At 63.6% G+C, this 15,659-nt stretch carries 12 protein-coding genes and 2 pseudogenes; 4 read left to right on the top strand and 10 right to left on the bottom strand.

The genetic code is table 11. From position 1 onward, the window contains the following. Positions 1–129: 129 nt before the first annotated feature. Positions 130–1,989, bottom strand: a complete 1,860-nt coding sequence (locus XANALMUS060_RS00860; RefSeq protein WP_045736752.1) for an ABC-F family ATP-binding cassette domain-containing protein — start codon at positions 1,987–1,989, stop codon at positions 130–132. Between the two features lie 244 nt (positions 1,990–2,233). Here XANALMUS060_RS00860 and XANALMUS060_RS00855 point away from each other — a divergent pair. Continuing rightward, positions 2,234–4,631, top strand: a pseudogene (locus XANALMUS060_RS00855) (TonB-dependent receptor). Positions 4,632–4,783: 152 nt separating this feature from the next. Here XANALMUS060_RS00855 and XANALMUS060_RS00850 read toward each other — a convergent pair. The 7 genes and pseudogenes from XANALMUS060_RS00850 to XANALMUS060_RS00820 form a co-directional block, all read right to left on the bottom strand. Then, on the bottom strand, positions 4,784–5,440 hold the full coding sequence (locus XANALMUS060_RS00850; RefSeq protein ID WP_045736751.1) for a rhomboid family intramembrane serine protease: 657 nt from the start codon (positions 5,438–5,440) through the stop codon (positions 4,784–4,786). Between the two features lie 40 nt (positions 5,441–5,480). Continuing rightward, on the bottom strand, positions 5,481–5,852 hold the full coding sequence (locus XANALMUS060_RS00845; protein ID WP_045736750.1) for an MGMT family protein: 372 nt from the start codon (positions 5,850–5,852) through the stop codon (positions 5,481–5,483). A 114-nt stretch (positions 5,853–5,966) separates the two neighbouring features. Further along, positions 5,967–6,899, bottom strand: a pseudogene (locus tag XANALMUS060_RS00840) (DUF418 domain-containing protein); the annotation flags it as partial. Positions 6,900–7,124: 225 nt separating this feature from the next. Further along, positions 7,125–7,781, bottom strand: a complete 657-nt coding sequence (locus XANALMUS060_RS00835) for a rhomboid family intramembrane serine protease (protein ID WP_045736751.1) — start codon at positions 7,779–7,781, stop codon at positions 7,125–7,127. A 40-nt stretch (positions 7,782–7,821) separates the two neighbouring features. Further along, a complete protein-coding gene (locus tag XANALMUS060_RS00830) occupies positions 7,822–8,193 on the bottom strand; it encodes an MGMT family protein (protein WP_045736750.1) in 372 nt (123 codons plus the stop codon). Between the two features lie 114 nt (positions 8,194–8,307). After that, a complete protein-coding gene (locus XANALMUS060_RS00825; RefSeq protein ID WP_045737054.1) occupies positions 8,308–9,531 on the bottom strand; it encodes a DUF418 domain-containing protein in 1,224 nt (407 codons plus the stop codon). 157 nt (positions 9,532–9,688) lie between these two features. Beyond that, positions 9,689–10,174 (bottom strand): peptidylprolyl isomerase, encoded by a 486-nt coding sequence (locus tag XANALMUS060_RS00820; RefSeq protein WP_045736749.1) that lies wholly within the window; start codon positions 10,172–10,174, stop codon positions 9,689–9,691. A 109-nt stretch (positions 10,175–10,283) separates the two neighbouring features. Here XANALMUS060_RS00820 and XANALMUS060_RS00815 point away from each other — a divergent pair, with 109 nt between their 5' ends. Both XANALMUS060_RS00815 and XANALMUS060_RS00810 read left to right on the top strand, forming a co-directional pair. After that, positions 10,284–10,826 carry a C40 family peptidase gene (locus XANALMUS060_RS00815; protein WP_045736748.1) on the top strand — a complete coding sequence of 181 codons (543 nt, stop codon included), beginning with the start codon at positions 10,284–10,286 and terminating at the stop codon, positions 10,824–10,826. Positions 10,827–10,943: 117 nt separating this feature from the next. After that, positions 10,944–11,795 carry a C40 family peptidase gene (locus XANALMUS060_RS00810; RefSeq protein ID WP_045736747.1) on the top strand — a complete coding sequence of 284 codons (852 nt, stop codon included), beginning with the start codon at positions 10,944–10,946 and terminating at the stop codon, positions 11,793–11,795. A 322-nt stretch (positions 11,796–12,117) separates the two neighbouring features. Here the strand turns inward: XANALMUS060_RS00810 and XANALMUS060_RS00805 are convergent, their stop codons facing one another. Beyond that, complete coding sequence (locus tag XANALMUS060_RS00805; protein WP_045728282.1) at positions 12,118–12,597, bottom strand: acyl-CoA thioesterase; 480 nt, start codon at positions 12,595–12,597, stop codon at positions 12,118–12,120. Positions 12,598–12,794: 197 nt separating this feature from the next. Next, positions 12,795–14,126: a dicarboxylate/amino acid:cation symporter gene (locus tag XANALMUS060_RS00800; RefSeq protein WP_045736746.1), complete on the bottom strand. Its 1,332-nt coding sequence runs from the start codon at positions 14,124–14,126 to the stop codon at positions 12,795–12,797. Between the two features lie 205 nt (positions 14,127–14,331). Between XANALMUS060_RS00800 and tilS the strand changes: the two genes are divergently transcribed. Further along, a complete protein-coding gene (tilS, locus tag XANALMUS060_RS00795) occupies positions 14,332–15,654 on the top strand; it encodes a tRNA lysidine(34) synthetase TilS (RefSeq protein WP_045737053.1) in 1,323 nt (440 codons plus the stop codon). Positions 15,655–15,659: the final 5 nt, after the last annotated feature.

The following is a 15,659-nucleotide window of genomic DNA, read 5'->3' as shown; positions in this document are numbered from 1 at the left end:
CACGCAGATACCGGCCCGCGCCGATGCCGCCGCCGCTCATGGCGACCGCCTGCCGTCATGAGATCTGCGCCGCCGGATCGCGCCGGATGCGTGCGAGCACCACCCATGACGGTGCCTGCGCGAAGCGATTTAACCGCCGTCGATCAACTCCATCCATGCCTGCTCGGCCTGCGCCAGTTGTTGCGCAGTGGCTTCGCGGTCGCGACCGAGCACCGCCATCTTCTCCGGATCGGCGTAGTGGCGGGGATCGGCGAGTTGACGATCGAGTTCGGCCAGCATCGTCTCCAGCTCGCCCACACGCTTCTCGGCGGCCGCGAGCTTGTGCGGATTTTGTGGCTTCTTCGTCGGCAACGGTTTGACCACTGGCGGCGGAGTCGGCGCGGCCTCGGCCAGCTTCTGCTTGGTGCCTTGCGCGGCAGGACGTGTCCGCAGCCAGGCGGCGTATTCGTCCAGATCGCCGTCGAACGGCTCGACCACTCCATCGGCCACGCGCCAGAAGTTGTCGCAGACCAGACCGATCAGGTGACGGTCGTGGGAGACCATCACGATCGCCCCCTCGAAGTCGCTCAGCGCCTCGGCCAACGCTTCGCGCATTTCCAAATCCAGGTGATTGGTCGGTTCGTCGAGCAATAGCACGTTGGGCTGCTGCCAGGCGATCAACGCAAGCGCCAGACGCGCGCGTTCACCACCGGAAAAACCATCGACCGGCTCGAACGCGCGGTCGCCAGGGAAATTCCACTTGCCGAGGAAATCGCGAAACGCCTGATTGCTCGCTTCCTTGTCGATCTCGCGAAAGTGCTCCATCGGCGACTGGCCTTCGTGCAGCGACTCCACCGTGTGCTGAGCGAAATAACCGATGCGCAGATCCGGATGCGCCATACGCTCGCCGGCAATCGGCTGCAGTTCACCAACCAGTGTCTTCACCAACGTGGTCTTGCCGGCGCCGTTGGGGCCGAGCAGGCCGATGCGCTGGCCAGCCTCCAGACCAAAACCCACGTTGTGCAGAATCACCGCATCACGGCCATAACCGGCCTGCACCTGGTTCAGGCGGATCAACGAAAACGGCAACTTGGCCGGCGGCGCCAGCTCGATGCGGAATTCGCGCTCGGCCCGCACCGCCTCGGTGCCGGCCAATTTCTCCAAGCGCTTCATCCGGCTCTGCGCCTGCGCGGCCTTGGATGCCTTGGCCTTGAATCGGTCGATGAAGCTTTGCAGATGGGCGCGCTCGGTCTGTTCCTTCTCGTGGGCGATCTGCTGCTGGCGCAGTTGTTCGGCGCGTTGGCGCTCGAAATCGGTGTAACCGCCCGTGTACAACTTGGCACCACCGCCATGCAGGTGCATGGTGTGGGTGGCCACGTTGTCGAGGAACTCGCGGTCGTGCGAGATCAGCAGCAACGTACCCGGATACTTCAACAACCACTGCTCCAACCAATACACCGCGTCCAGGTCCAGGTGATTGGTCGGCTCGTCGAGCAGCAACAGATCGCTGGGCATCATCAACGCGCGCGCCAGGTTCAAGCGCACCCGCCAGCCGCCGGAGAACGAGGACACCGCGCGGTGATGGGTCTGCGCCGGGAAACCCAGACCATGCAGCAATTTACCGGCCCGCGCTTCGGCATCGTAAGCGCCGAGTTCGGCCATTTTCGTGTGCGCGGTCGCCACCGCTTCCCAATCTTCGCGCGCGCTCGCCGCCGCTTCTTCGGCCAGGACCGCCGCGACGACGGTATCGCCACCGAGCACGAAGCTCAACGCGGGGTCCGGCAACGACGGGGTCTCTTGCGCGACGCTGGCGATGCGCACTTTGCCAGGCAGGTCGACATCGCCCTTATCGGCCTCCAGCTCGCCCTTCACCGCGGCAAACAAACTGGACTTGCCGGCACCGTTACGGCCCACCACTCCCACGCGATAACCGGCATGGAGAGTCAAATCGACATTGGACAACAGCAGCCGCTCGCCGCGGCGCAAGGCGAAATTACGTAACGAAATCAAGGCAGGGCACTCGGCTAGCGAGGCGGCAGTGTATCCGCTTCGCTCGCGATGGCCCACCAGCGCGGTCGAGCGACAGCCAAAACGAGGGACAGCACCCCCATCCGACCGAGCGTCGCAATTTGTATACACACTCACGTTAAAAAAAGATTTCAATCAGGAGGCTGCCACTGCAGTGCAGCACGCCCCTCTCTTCACGGGAATCCCTCAGCCCCGCCATCCCCCGGCCCACTGGAGTCTACGACCGATGTTGCATCGCCCCGCTCCCCTGTTCAGCGCCATCCTGCTCGTTCTCGCCTCAGGCACTAGCTTCGCTCAAGAAGACCAGGCCCCCAAGACCCTGGACAACGTCATCGTCACCGGTACCCGCATCACTGACCGAACGGTGGCCGAATCGCAGTCGCCCATCGACATCATCAGCCCCGAAGCGCTCCAGGAATCCGGCGCCACCGACCTGGGCAGCGCCCTGGGCAAATTGTTGCCATCGTTGAATTTCCCACGCCCGGCGATCAACGACGGCAACGACGCACTACGTCCGGCAACCTTGCGCGGCCTGTCGCCGGATGCAGTGCTGGTGTTGCTCGACGGCAAGCGTTACCACACCACCTCGTTGGTCAACTACAACCCCTCGGTCGGTCGCGGCTCGGCGCCGGCGGACCTGAATTCGATCCCGGTGTCGGCGATCGCGCGCATCGAAGTGCTGCGCGACGGTGCCTCGGCGCAATACGGCTCGGATGCCATCGCCGGCGTCATCAACATCGTGCTCAAGCACGGCGCCAAACCCGGCAGCAACAACGTCTCGGTCAACGGCGGCATCATGGACAAGGGCGACGGTGCGCAAAACGGCGTGGATGGCTCTTATGGGCTAGCGTTCGGCGGCGCACAAGGCAGCGGCGAGGCCCCCGGCTGGGCACGGCTGTCCTGGAACTACCAGAACGCGATGAACACCAATCGCGCCGAGAACACCAACAAGTCCACCACCCTGGCGGGCGCGAACAATCCCAGCGGCATTCCTTACGAGCGTTACGGCGATCCGGCGGTCAAAACCTATCAAGGTCTGCTCAACTTCGGCTACGCACTGACGCCCAACATCAGCCTGTACGGCTATGCCAATTTCAGCCGCCGGGAAGTGTTGTCCAACGGCTATTACCGCGCGTGGAACAACACCAACCGCAATGTGCAGGCGGTCTACCCCAACGGCTTCCTGCCGCAGATCTACAACCCAGCCAACGACCGTGCTGCGGTCCTGGGCATCAAAGGCAATACCGATAGCGGCTGGAACTGGGACGTCTCCGCCGACTACGGCGAGAACGACGTGACGTTCGATCTACTCAACACCATCAACACCAATCTGTACTGGAGCACCGGCAGCTCGCCAACGCGCTTCAACGCCGGTGGTTTCCGCGCCAAACAGGGCGTATTCAACGCGGACGTCAGCAAATCCTTCGACTGGGGCCTGGCGTATCCGGTCAATCTCGCCTTCGGTGCGGAATATAGGCAAGACAAATACATGGTCGTGGCCGGTACGCCGGCTTCGTATTTCTTCAACCAGAACACCATCAACCCGAACACCGGTAGACCCTATCCGGGTGGCTCACAGGTGTTCCCGGGGCTGGCGCCCGCATTGGCCGGGGACTTCGAGCGACACAGCAAAGCCGTGTATGCCGATCTTGAAACCAACCTGACCGAAAAACTTTCCGGTGGTCTGGCCGCGCGCTACGAAGACTACAGCGACGCAGGCGCGACACGCTCCGGCAAGCTGTCGGCACGCTATCAGATCAACGACGCCTTTGCCTTGCGCGGCACCGTTTCCAATGGCTTCCGCGCACCGTCGCTGGCACAGCAGAACTACACCTCGGTGGTGTCACTGCTGCAGAACGGAAAGTTGAATCAGATCGGCACCTACCGCACCTCCGACCCCGTGGCCATTGCACTGGGCGCAAAACCGCTGGTGCCGGAAAAATCCAGCAACTACAGCCTGGGCGCGGTCTGGCAATCCGGCACGAATTTCAGCTCCACGCTGGATCTGTACCAAGTGCGCATCTATCTGGGATCAAATCCTATACACGGACCAATTGGCACTGGCCGTGCCGATCGGACAGGTCGCTGCGGCGCAGTTCTTCGTGAACGGTGCCACCACCCGCACCCGCGGCATCGATTGGGTGAACAACTATCTGCTCGATCTCGACCAAGCCGGCAAACTCAACCTGAGCTTCAGCGCCAACTACAACAAGACCGAGATCCTGGAAGTCTCCAACCCCAACTTCAGGCGTGCCAGCCAGGGCCTGCTCACTGACGCCACACCGCATACCAAGTATGTCCTGAGCGCCGACTGGAACCTTGCAAACTGGAGCCTGCACGGCGACGCCACCCGCTACGGCGCGATCACCCGCCGCGGCGATAACGCCGACGGCAGCCAGGATCAAGCCTTCGCCGCACGCTGGCTGTTGAACGCGTCCACCAGCTATACCTGGCGCGACATCACCTTCACCGTTGGCGTGGACAACATGACCAACCAGTACCCGACGCGCACGGCATTGAACAACATCTACGACGATCGCCCCAACGGCTTGCAATACTCTGCGCTATCGCCGTTCGGCTTCAATGGCCGTTACTGGTACGGAAAGATCGGCTACCGCTTCTGAGCCACTCCCTGTGCCCCTGGTCGCCCATCGCTGGCGGCCAGGGGCGCATCGGCACGGCGGCGCAGACCCAAGCGCCTGACGGCAATTTCGTCTGCGCCGCCGCCGCTGACGTCGGCTTAGCGGCTAACGATGTGGATCCCCAACAGCGCTGCTCAGCGCACGATGCGCGGACGCGGCGGTTTGCGCTTGCCGAACGGCGGCTGCCCGCGCCAGTAGCGAATCATCAACCAACCGAACAGCATGCCGCCCAGATGCGCGAAATGCGCCACGCCTGGCTCCCAACCGGCGAAGCCCATGACCAGTTCGAGCGCACCGAACACGATCACGAACGTGCGTGCCTTCATCGGGATCGGCGGAAACAGCAACATGACCTGCTGATTGGGAAACAGCATACCGAAGGCCAACAACAGGCCGAAGATGCCACCGGACGCGCCCAGCGTGGGATACGGCGCACTGCCATTGCTCAGCATCCACCAGCCAACCAGCAACTGGCACAGACCGGCACCAATGACGCAGACCAGGTAATAGGTCAAGAAACGTTTATTGCCCCAAGTCTGCTCCAGCGGACCACCAAACATGTACAAAGCCAACATATTGAACAGCAGGTGCGAGAAACCACCATGCAGGAAGGCATAGGTCAGCAACTGCCAGATCTGGAAGCTCTGCCCCGACGAGAAGGGATCGGACAAGCCGATCGGCCATAGCATGAGGGGAGCGAAGGTCGCGGTGCCCAGCGATATCTGCAGCAGGAACACCACGACATTGCTGATCAGAAGCGCTTGGGTGACGGGCGGAAGTCTGGGAAACATGGATCATGTCCGTAGCAAGTTTCCCCATCATAGCCGCTTGCTATTGCGGCCCCCATAACACCGCGTCGAGATCCCGCACTGGCAGCGGGGCCCTCTTCACTCGCCCACCCTGCACCGCCAGGCCTTCGGCACGCAAGCGCTGGCATTGCGCGCGATACCCACGCGATCCCTGCGGGAAGGCGATACTGCCGTCGCTGCGCAGCACCCGGTGCCAGGGCAATGTCGCCTCGGCATGCCCGCCGAGCAAGCGCGCGACCAGCCGCGCCCGTCCCGGCAGCCCAGCCAGCATCGCCACCTCGCCATAACTACGCACCTGGCCGGGAGGAATCGCGCGGATCACCGCCAATATCCGCGCATGGGGATCGGCCACGACCGGCTCCACCACAGCCAACGGCGAACGGCGCGGGTTCATGCCCGCCGTTCCAGCAGCGGCGTTTGACAGGCAATGCAGCGGCGCGAGCGGCATGGATACATGTCGCCATTCCAGGGTGCACGCGCCCAGGGACTGCGCACAGGCGGCACCGTGCTAGGCCGTGTCGAGGCGGCGCAAGGGCTGCCAACGCAGATACGTGGCCGAACGCCACAGCCACTCCACCGGACCGAAGCGAAACCAACGCAGCCACACGTGCGACAACACCACCTGCAGTGCGAACAGCCCGCACGCAAACGGGATCTGCCAGGCACGCGGCAGACGCTCGAAATAACCCAGCCCATAGCCATAGAAAAGCGTGGTGCATACCAGCGACTGCAACAGATAGTTGCTCAACGCCATTCGCCCGGCCGGCGCCAGCCACTGCAACGCTGGCACCGCGCGCAACAACCAGGCCGCATACCCCAACGCCATGAGCCCACTGGCGACATTGGCCATGGCGAACGCGCCGCTCAAGCGCAGGTCCAACCGCGCCGGATCCATCCACGGCTCCAGCCAGAAACTCCACAGCATCAGCGCCAACCCCAGCGGCAACACGCCACAACGCAGTACCGCCAGCAATCGCGCAAACCGCCGCGGCTGCGCGGCCAAACCACTGCGCACGCACCAAGCGCCGAGCAGGAACATGCCGAAGATGCTCGATGCATTGAGCAGCAGCGCGCCAAGGGCATCGAGTAAATCACGTCCGCGCTGCACGGTGGCCTGAATATAGCTGCCATGACCGAACGCCTCGCGCTGCTGCGCCAAGGCTATCGCGCTGCGCTGCACGTGTTCGGCCATGTCGTGCCGCCACCGGACAGCGCCATGCGGGTCGGCCTGCGCCACCGATGCCATGGCACCGATCAGTAACCACAACAATGGCGTAAACAGATAGACCACCAGCGCCATCCACGGCAACCAGGACGTGGGCGCCTCGCGGAACGCCAGCAGCATCACGGCCAGCAAGGCATAGCTGACCAGGATGTCGCCGGACCACAGCAAGAGCGCATGCAGCACACCGATCAACAGCAATGCCGCGCTACGACGCAAGCAATACTCTGCGCTATCGCCGTTCGGCTTCAATGGCCGTTACTGGTACGGAAAGATCGGCTACCGCTTCTGAGCCACTCCCTGTGCCCCTGGTCGCCCATCGCTGGCGGCCAGGGGCGCATCGGCACGGCGGCGCAGACCCAAGCGCCTGACGGCAATTTCGTCTGCGCCGCCGCCGCTGACGTCGGCTTAGCGGCTAACGATGTGGATCCCCAACAGCGCTGCTCAGCGCACGATGCGCGGACGCGGCGGTTTGCGCTTGCCGAACGGCGGCTGCCCGCGCCAGTAGCGAATCATCAACCAACCGAACAGCATGCCGCCCAGATGCGCGAAATGCGCCACGCCTGGCTCCCAACCGGCGAAGCCCATGACCAGTTCGAGCGCACCGAACACGATCACGAACGTGCGTGCCTTCATCGGGATCGGCGGAAACAGCAACATGACCTGCTGATTGGGAAACAGCATACCGAAGGCCAACAACAGGCCGAAGATGCCACCGGACGCGCCCAGCGTGGGATACGGCGCACTGCCATTGCTCAGCATCCACCAGCCAACCAGCAACTGGCACAGACCGGCACCAATGACGCAGACCAGGTAATAGGTCAAGAAACGTTTATTGCCCCAAGTCTGCTCCAGCGGACCACCAAACATGTACAAAGCCAACATATTGAACAGCAGGTGCGAGAAACCACCATGCAGGAAGGCATAGGTCAGCAACTGCCAGATCTGGAAGCTCTGCCCCGACGAGAAGGGATCGGACAAGCCGATCGGCCATAGCATGAGGGGAGCGAAGGTCGCGGTGCCCAGCGATATCTGCAGCAGGAACACCACGACATTGCTGATCAGAAGCGCTTGGGTGACGGGCGGAAGTCTGGGAAACATGGATCATGTCCGTAGCAAGTTTCCCCATCATAGCCGCTTGCTATTGCGGCCCCCATAACACCGCGTCGAGATCCCGCACTGGCAGCGGGGCCCTCTTCACTCGCCCACCCTGCACCGCCAGGCCTTCGGCACGCAAGCGCTGGCATTGCGCGCGATACCCACGCGATCCCTGCGGGAAGGCGATACTGCCGTCGCTGCGCAGCACCCGGTGCCAGGGCAATGTCGCCTCGGCATGCCCGCCGAGCAAGCGCGCGACCAGCCGCGCCCGTCCCGGCAGCCCAGCCAGCATCGCCACCTCGCCATAACTACGCACCTGGCCGGGAGGAATCGCGCGGATCACCGCCAATATCCGCGCATGGGGATCGGCCACGACCGGCTCCACCACAGCCAACGGCGAACGGCGCGGGTTCATGCCCGCCGTTCCAGCAGCGGCGTTTGACAGGCAATGCAGCGGCGCGAGCGGCATGGATACATGTCGCCATTCCAGGGTGCACGCGCCCAGGGACTGCGCACAGGCGGCACCGTGCTAGGCCGTGTCGAGGCGGCGCAAGGGCTGCCAACGCAGATACGTGGCCGAACGCCACAGCCACTCCACCGGACCGAAGCGAAACCAACGCAGCCACACGTGCGACAACACCACCTGCAGTGCGAACAGCCCGCACGCAAACGGGATCTGCCAGGCACGCGGCAGACGCTCGAAATAACCCAGCCCATAGCCATAGAAAAGCGTGGTGCATACCAGCGACTGCAACAGATAGTTGCTCAACGCCATTCGCCCGGCCGGCGCCAGCCACTGCAACGCTGGCACCGCGCGCAACAACCAGGCCGCATACCCCAACGCCATGAGCCCACTGGCGACATTGGCCATGGCGAACGCGCCGCTCAAGCGCAGGTCCAACCGCGCCGGATCCATCCACGGCTCCAGCCAGAAACTCCACAGCATCAGCGCCAACCCCAGCGGCAACACGCCACAACGCAGTACCGCCAGCAATCGCGCAAACCGCCGCGGCTGCGCGGCCAAACCACTGCGCACGCACCAAGCGCCGAGCAGGAACATGCCGAAGATGCTCGATGCATTGAGCAGCAGCGCGCCAAGGGCATCGAGTAAATCACGTCCGCGCTGCACGGTGGCCTGAATATAGCTGCCATGACCGAACGCCTCGCGCTGCTGCGCCAAGGCTATCGCGCTGCGCTGCACGTGTTCGGCCATGTCGTGCCGCCACCGGACAGCGCCATGCGGGTCGGCCTGCGCCACCGATGCCATGGCACCGATCAGTAACCACAACAATGGCGTAAACAGATAGACCACCAGCGCCATCCACGGCAACCAGGACGTGGGCGCCTCGCGGAACGCCAGCAGCATCACGGCCAGCAAGGCATAGCTGACCAGGATGTCGCCGGACCACAGCAAGAGCGCATGCAGCACACCGATCAACAGCAATGCCGCGCTACGACGCAAGAAAAAGCCGGTGAAGGAACCTCGCGCGGTTTCGGCGCGCTGCGCCATGACCGCAAACCCCATGCCGAACAACAACGAGAACAAGGTGTAGAACTTGCCTTGCACCAACACGTACACCAGCGCATCGACAATACGATCCACACCGCGCAGTGCCGGGTCCAGCCCACTCATTGCGGCATCCAGCGGACCAACGAAACCCTCGATGTTCATCAGCAAGATGCCCAGCAAGGCAAAGCCACGCAGCACGTCCAGGGCGACGATACGCTCGGCGGGCGCGATGGGCTGCAACACGGAAGCGGCGGGGGCGACCAAGGCGAGCACCGGACGGGAGAACGGTCATTATCCATCGTCGCGGCAGGCCCGCGACGACACTGACGCCGCCGCGTACGCAGCGTACTGCGGCGGCGGTCAACGGCACCGGATCATCCGGTGCCGCGACGATCAGGAATCAATGCTGGTGGTCGCCATCGGCCTCATCATGCACGTGGCCATGTTCGAGTTCTTGCGCGCTGGCCTCGCGCACTTCGAGGATTTCCACGTCGAAGTGCAAATCCTTGCCCGCCATCGGATGGTTGAGGTCGACGTCGACAACGCTCATGCCCACCTTCTGGACGGTCACCGCGCGCGGGCCGAAGTTGGTCTGCAGGATCACCTGGTTACCCGGCTGCAACTTGGTCGCGCCGAAATGCTTCTTCGGTACGCGCTGGGTCAGGCCCTCGCGACGCTCGCCGTAGGCGTCCTTGGCCGCCACGTCCACGGCGAAGCTGTCGCCGGCCGTCTTGTCCAGCATCGCGCTCTCCAAACCCGGGATGATGTTGCCGTGCCCAACCAGGATCGCCAGGGGATCGCGGTCCCTGGAACTTTCGATCGGCGCCTGACCGACTTCCGAAACGGTGTAGTGGAAACGGACGATGCGGTCTTTTTCGATCTTCATGTGCACTCTGCGCTAGGTCTGCCGGGGCAGATGGAATGGGCGACTTGTCGGCCGCCGGGAGGGCCGCCATGATGGTGGCCTTCTAAAGGTGGCGCATTATCCCGGCTCCATGCACAACACGCCAGTTTCCGCGCATGCACGCCGCGCGCTTCTCAGATGCGCTGTACTGCTGTGCGCGGGGGCGCTGGCCGCCTGCGGCCACCACGCTGCTCGTCAGACACGGCCGGCGCGGGTGGCGGTGCGCGACTGGCCGCAGGTCGTCCCGGCCAACCCAGACGCCGCCAACGCGGTGCTGATCCGCGCCCTGGGCCTGGTCGGCACGCCATACAGCTATGGTGGGAACACCCCAGAATCCGGCTTCGACTGCAGCGGGCTGGTTGCCTACGTCTACCGCGACATGCTCGACCTGCGGTTGCCGCGGACCTCGCGCGAACTGGCCGCCGTCCAGGGGCCGAAGATCGACCCGCAACGCCTGAGCACCGGCGACCTGGTGTTCTTCGGCAGCGCAGGCAGCGTCAGCCACGTCGGCATCTACGTCGGAGAGGGCCGCTTCGTGCATGCTCCCAACACTGGTGGAACAGTGCGTTTGGACTCACTCGACGGACCCTACTGGCGCGATCATTACACTGGTGCTAAACGGGTTTTGCATTAAAATGTGATGTTCATTACTTAAACTGCATTCACAATTACAAAAATTTAACTTTATTTAAACCTTTCCTTGCCCCATCCAGAGGATGATCGTCCATCTTTATGATTCTGTGATCCAAGCGTGACGATTGAAGCCCAGACCTGCACAGGCAAGATTGCTGTTCCCCATCGGACCGCGCTCCGCCTTTTCTGCACCGCCTCGCTCTGTCTCACGGCTCTCCCAGCCTTGGCGCAGTCCCCATCCACCGACACCGTCGTCCGGGAAGCGATCGCACCCTTCGCTCCCAATCCGATACCAGTCTCAACGGTGTCCGTTGCGGTCACTGCTACTGGTAACGTACACCAGACAACGACTGCGACCATCGCCGCCAAGCCGACACCGACAGTGACACCGCAGGCGGCAGCTCCAGCACGCAGCAAGGCAGACATCGCCGCCACCGCCACTCTGGCCGCCCTGCTGCCGCACTTGGCCGGCAACGACACTATCCCGCTCATGGATCGCTCGGCGATGTTCGCCGGTGACATCAGCCGCCTGTTGGCCAACTACGATATCTCCCAACCGACCCTGCATGAAGGCGTCGTTCCGGGCGGCGACAAGGTGCAATCGGTACTCAAGCGCGCCATGGCGCTGCTGGGCACGCCTTACCGCTGGGGCGGCGAGGATACCGAAGGCTTCGATTGCAGTGGCCTGATCGGTTACGTATTCCGTACCGCGCTGGGCATCGAACTGCCCCGCGTGTCGCGCGAGATGGCGCACGAGGCCAATGCCGAATTGATCAAGGACCGCGACGCACTGGCACCGGGCGATTTGGTGTTTTTCGGTCGCAAGGGCCGGGTTGACCATGTCGGCCTGTACGTCGGCGAAGGCCGCTTCCTGCATGCCCCGAGCCGCGGCAAAGATGTGCGCGTGGATACCCTCAGCTCGGGGTACTGGAGCGCCAAGTTCATGCAGGCCCGACGCGTGGCGATGTAAGCCCCAGCACATCTGGTGGACGAAAAGCCGCTGGAGACAGCGGCTTTTTTCGTTATCGCAGCGCCAGCAACGTCAGGAACCTGCGCGGGCAGGCAGACGTTGAGTCACTAACAAAACGACTGCGTCACCGCCGGACGGGCGCGGGCAGTGCTCGGAATCCTCACGTATCCCATCACGGCGGTTGCTGCGCGCTGTCCGCGCCCAGCCGACAGCGACTGGCGACGTTTTGCCAGCCACTCTTCACGCTCCGGTCTAACGCCACACGGAGAAACCCTGGGAATTGGCCCGCTGCGATGGATGCAGCAGCGACACTGCCAGAACCTCAGCTCTGGTAATGAGCGATGGTGTCCTCGATACCTTTGCTCAACTCCATCACCTTCTGGGCGTACTCGGCCAGACGATGATCTTCCGGCGTGTCCGGGTGCCAGGACGGCACTGGGATCGGTTTTCCTTCCACGCCGTCCAGGGCAACGAACACGATGATGCAATGGGTACACAACCGGGCTTCGCCGCCCATCGGATCGCGAGCGCGCACTTCGATCGCGAAATGCATGCTGGTGGTGCCGGTATAGACCAGCTTGGCGCTCACCATGACCATGTCGCTGATCCGGATCGGTGAGACGAAGCGGATACCGCCTACCGCCACAGTCACGCTGTAGTGCCCGCTCCAGCCAACCGCAGCGGCGTAGCCGACCTGATCGATCCACTTCATCACCACCCCGCCATGCACCTTACCGCCGTAGTTGACGTCGATCGGCTCGGCCAGAAAACGAAACGTCAGGTCGCGTTGCGTGCCGCTCATCGGGCCTCCATGAATCAAAAGGAGTCCGCAGTCTGCCATGGGCCGATGCTGCAATGCGAGAACGCGCCACAGCGGCGACCGACAACAGCAAACAGCAAGTTGTCCAGCGCGATGCGCGATTACGCCTACCCGACTGTTCGCGCGTGCGCGATGCACCGCCACGGAAAATACGGCTGCCGTAGCGCAGCGCCTGGCGTTCACTGCGGTGTGCCGCCAGGCGACGACTCCAAACCGACGTTGCTGGAAGCGGCTTCGTACACCTGACGATCGAGCAGGCCAGTTTCCTTGGCGACCAGCACAGGCACCAGCATCTGCCCGGTCACGTTGGTCATGGTCCGCATCATGTCCAGCACGCGGTCGATCGCGTACAGATAACCGATCACCTCCAGCGGCAGATTGGCTGCACTCAGCACAACGGTGGCCATCACCACGGCGGTGCCAGGCACGCCGGCAGTACCGAAGCTGCCCAGCACCGAGGCAATCAGCACCACGAAATACTGATTGGCCGTCAACGGCACCCCCGTGTACTGAGCGATGAACACCGCGCACAGCGCTGGGAAAATCGCACCGCAGCCATCCATCTTGATGCTTGCGCCCAGCGGCACCGCGAACGCGGCATAGTCCTTGTCGACGCCCAGATTGTGGGTGATCGAACGCAACGCCACCGGCATGGCGGCAAAGCTGGAGGAACTGACGAAAGCGACTTGCATCCCGGGCGCAGCACCGCGAAAGAACTTCAACGGATTGAGCCCGTGCACCAACAGCAGACAGCTATACACCACCACGATGTGGAGTGCGCAGGCCAAATACAGCGCCAACACGAAATGACCAAACGGCAGCAGTTTCTGGAAACCATAGCCTCCGACCAGCCCAGCGATCAGGCCGAAGGTGCCCAGCGGGGTCATCTCCAGCACAAGACGCGTGACCTGGATCATGATCTCGCTCATTTGCGTACAGAGCTTGCGCGCCTCGGCCACGCGTGCACCGAGCTTGACCATCGCAAAACCAAGCAATGCGGCGAAGAAGATGACCGGCAGGATCGAGCCGCGCCCGGCCACCAGCACGCTCTCGCCTGCGGCATTGATGTGAGCACCGATGCCAGTCAGCGCATAGAACGGATTGGATGGCACCACATCCAGCAGCACCTGCATCGGGCTGGGCACATCGTGCGGCGCCCAGGCGCTGTCCACCCGTAAGCCGAGGTGACCGGCGCCAGGCTGCAACAACGTGCCCACGGTCAGACCGACGCCCACCGCCAAGGCCGCAGTGACGATAAACCACAGGAAGGTGCGCCCACCCAACTTGGCCACCGACTGCTGCCCATGCAGCGACGCGATCGCGTTGATGACCGCAAAAAACACCAATGGCACCGCAATCATCTTGATCAAGGTGACGTAAAGATCACCCAGCGGCTTGAACCATGTCTCCGCAGCCGGGCCCAGTGCCCAGCCAGCCAACGCGCCCAGCACGAAACCGGCCAACACACGCTGCCAGAATGGGATGCGTAACCAGGCCGTCACCAATCTCATTGACGCTATCCAGAGAACTCTACGATTTCTCACCATAGCGCACCTCGGCGCCGCCGACGATGCCATGGCTTGAACACAGCTCGACCTGACGGCATCAGCACGACTGGAAGCGTGCGCCCCAGCACCATTTTAGGCGTGCGTCCATCCGCACAACGCACTTCGCCGCACGCTCGCTTGCGTCTACAGTGGCGCGATGAGTTCGCGTATGCCCACCCCACCGCTATCCGCCCTCGCCGACGCCTTACCCAATCCAGCGCCAGCGTCGGTGCTGCTCGGTTTCAGTGGCGGCCTGGATTCGACGGTCCTACTGCACGCCTTGGCGCAACAGCCGCACTATCGCCAGCGCGGCCTACGCGCCGTGCACGTGCATCATGGCCTGCACCCCGATGCCGACGCCTGGGCGATGCACTGCCAACAGATCAGCGCGGCTCTGGAAGTACCACTGCAGGTACTCCGCGTAGACGTGCCACGCGATCGCGGCGATGGCCTGGAAGCGGCGGCACGGCAGGTACGACGCGCGGCGTTTGCTCAGGTGATGGCGCATGGCGAATGGCTGGCACTGGCGCAGCATCGCGACGACCAGGCCGAAACCTTCTTACTGCGCGCACTGCGTGCCTCCGGCCTGGACGGCCTGACCGCGATGCAGCCGCTGTCCGATTTCGCCAACGGCAAACTGTGGCGACCGTTGCTGACACTGCCGCGCAGCGCGCTGCACGCCTACGCGCAACAGCACGCGCTGCGCTGGATCGACGATCCCAGCAATGCCGATCCCGGCTTCGACCGCAATTTCTTACGCCTGCGGGTGCTGCCATTGCTACGCCAGCGCTGGCCGCATGCCGACGCCGCACTCGCCCGCAGCGCGCAACTGTGCGCTGAAACCGTGACCCTGCTGGATGCGGACGATCGGGCAACGTTGGACGCCTGGCGGTACACGCCAGGCACCGCGCTGCCGCTGCCACCGCTACGCGCACTCCCCAGCGCACGCCGCGCACGCGTGCTGCGGCGATGGATCCGCGACGCAGGCCTACCGCCACTGCCAGCGGCGGGCCTGGCGGCAATCGAACGCACGCTGCTGCATCCCCGTGCCGACGCCGCCGCCGAATTCGCCTGGCATGGCGCCCGCGTGCGCAGTTGGCGCGAAGCGCTGTATGCCGAATGGGATCCACCCGCATGGCCTGCCGACTGGCAAACCCACTGGGACGGACGCGCACCGCTATGCCTGCCCGATGGCCGCCAGTTACGGTTACAGGCCACCGCGCCACTCGGCTTCGACACACCACTGCTGGTACGACAACGCCGCGGCGGCGAGCGCCTGCAGTTGCCCGGGCGCCACCATTCGCAGGCGCTCAAACATCTGCTGCAAGCTCAGGCGGTGCCGCCGTGGCAGCGCACGCGCTTACCCCTGCTGTTCGACGCAGAACAACTGCTGGCGGCAGGCCCGGCATTGCTCGCCGCGCCACTACACGCCTGGCTGCAGGCGCGTAACGCACGCCTGGTGCTGGACGACCACGCGGCCGCCGCACATTGACCGTA

The sequence above is a fragment of the Xanthomonas sp. MUS 060 genome (assembly GCF_000963215.1).
Lineage (GTDB): Bacteria > Pseudomonadota > Gammaproteobacteria > Xanthomonadales > Xanthomonadaceae > Xanthomonas_A.
The sequence above is the reverse complement of the archived record's forward strand: the minus strand, read 5'-3'. Positions and strand labels throughout refer to the sequence as shown.

Excerpts from the sequence above, each read along its gene's own strand:
- XANALMUS060_RS00850 (WP_045736751.1), bottom strand. The coding sequence starts at position 5,440 with ATGTTTCCCAGACTTCCGCCCGTCACCCAAGCGCTTCTGATCAGCAAT.
- XANALMUS060_RS00845 (WP_045736750.1), bottom strand. The coding sequence starts at position 5,852 with ATGAACCCGCGCCGTTCGCCGTTGGCTGTGGTGGAGCCGGTCGTGGCC.
- XANALMUS060_RS00835 (WP_045736751.1), bottom strand. The coding sequence starts at position 7,781 with ATGTTTCCCAGACTTCCGCCCGTCACCCAAGCGCTTCTGATCAGCAAT.
- XANALMUS060_RS00830 (WP_045736750.1), bottom strand. The coding sequence starts at position 8,193 with ATGAACCCGCGCCGTTCGCCGTTGGCTGTGGTGGAGCCGGTCGTGGCC.
- XANALMUS060_RS00820 (WP_045736749.1), bottom strand. The coding sequence starts at position 10,174 with ATGAAGATCGAAAAAGACCGCATCGTCCGTTTCCACTACACCGTTTCG.
- XANALMUS060_RS00815 (WP_045736748.1), top strand. The coding sequence starts at position 10,284 with ATGCACAACACGCCAGTTTCCGCGCATGCACGCCGCGCGCTTCTCAGA.
- XANALMUS060_RS00805 (WP_045728282.1), bottom strand. The coding sequence starts at position 12,597 with ATGAGCGGCACGCAACGCGACCTGACGTTTCGTTTTCTGGCCGAGCCG.
- XANALMUS060_RS00800 (WP_045736746.1), bottom strand. The coding sequence starts at position 14,126 with ATGAGATTGGTGACGGCCTGGTTACGCATCCCATTCTGGCAGCGTGTG.
- tilS (WP_045737053.1), top strand. The coding sequence starts at position 14,332 with ATGCCCACCCCACCGCTATCCGCCCTCGCCGACGCCTTACCCAATCCA.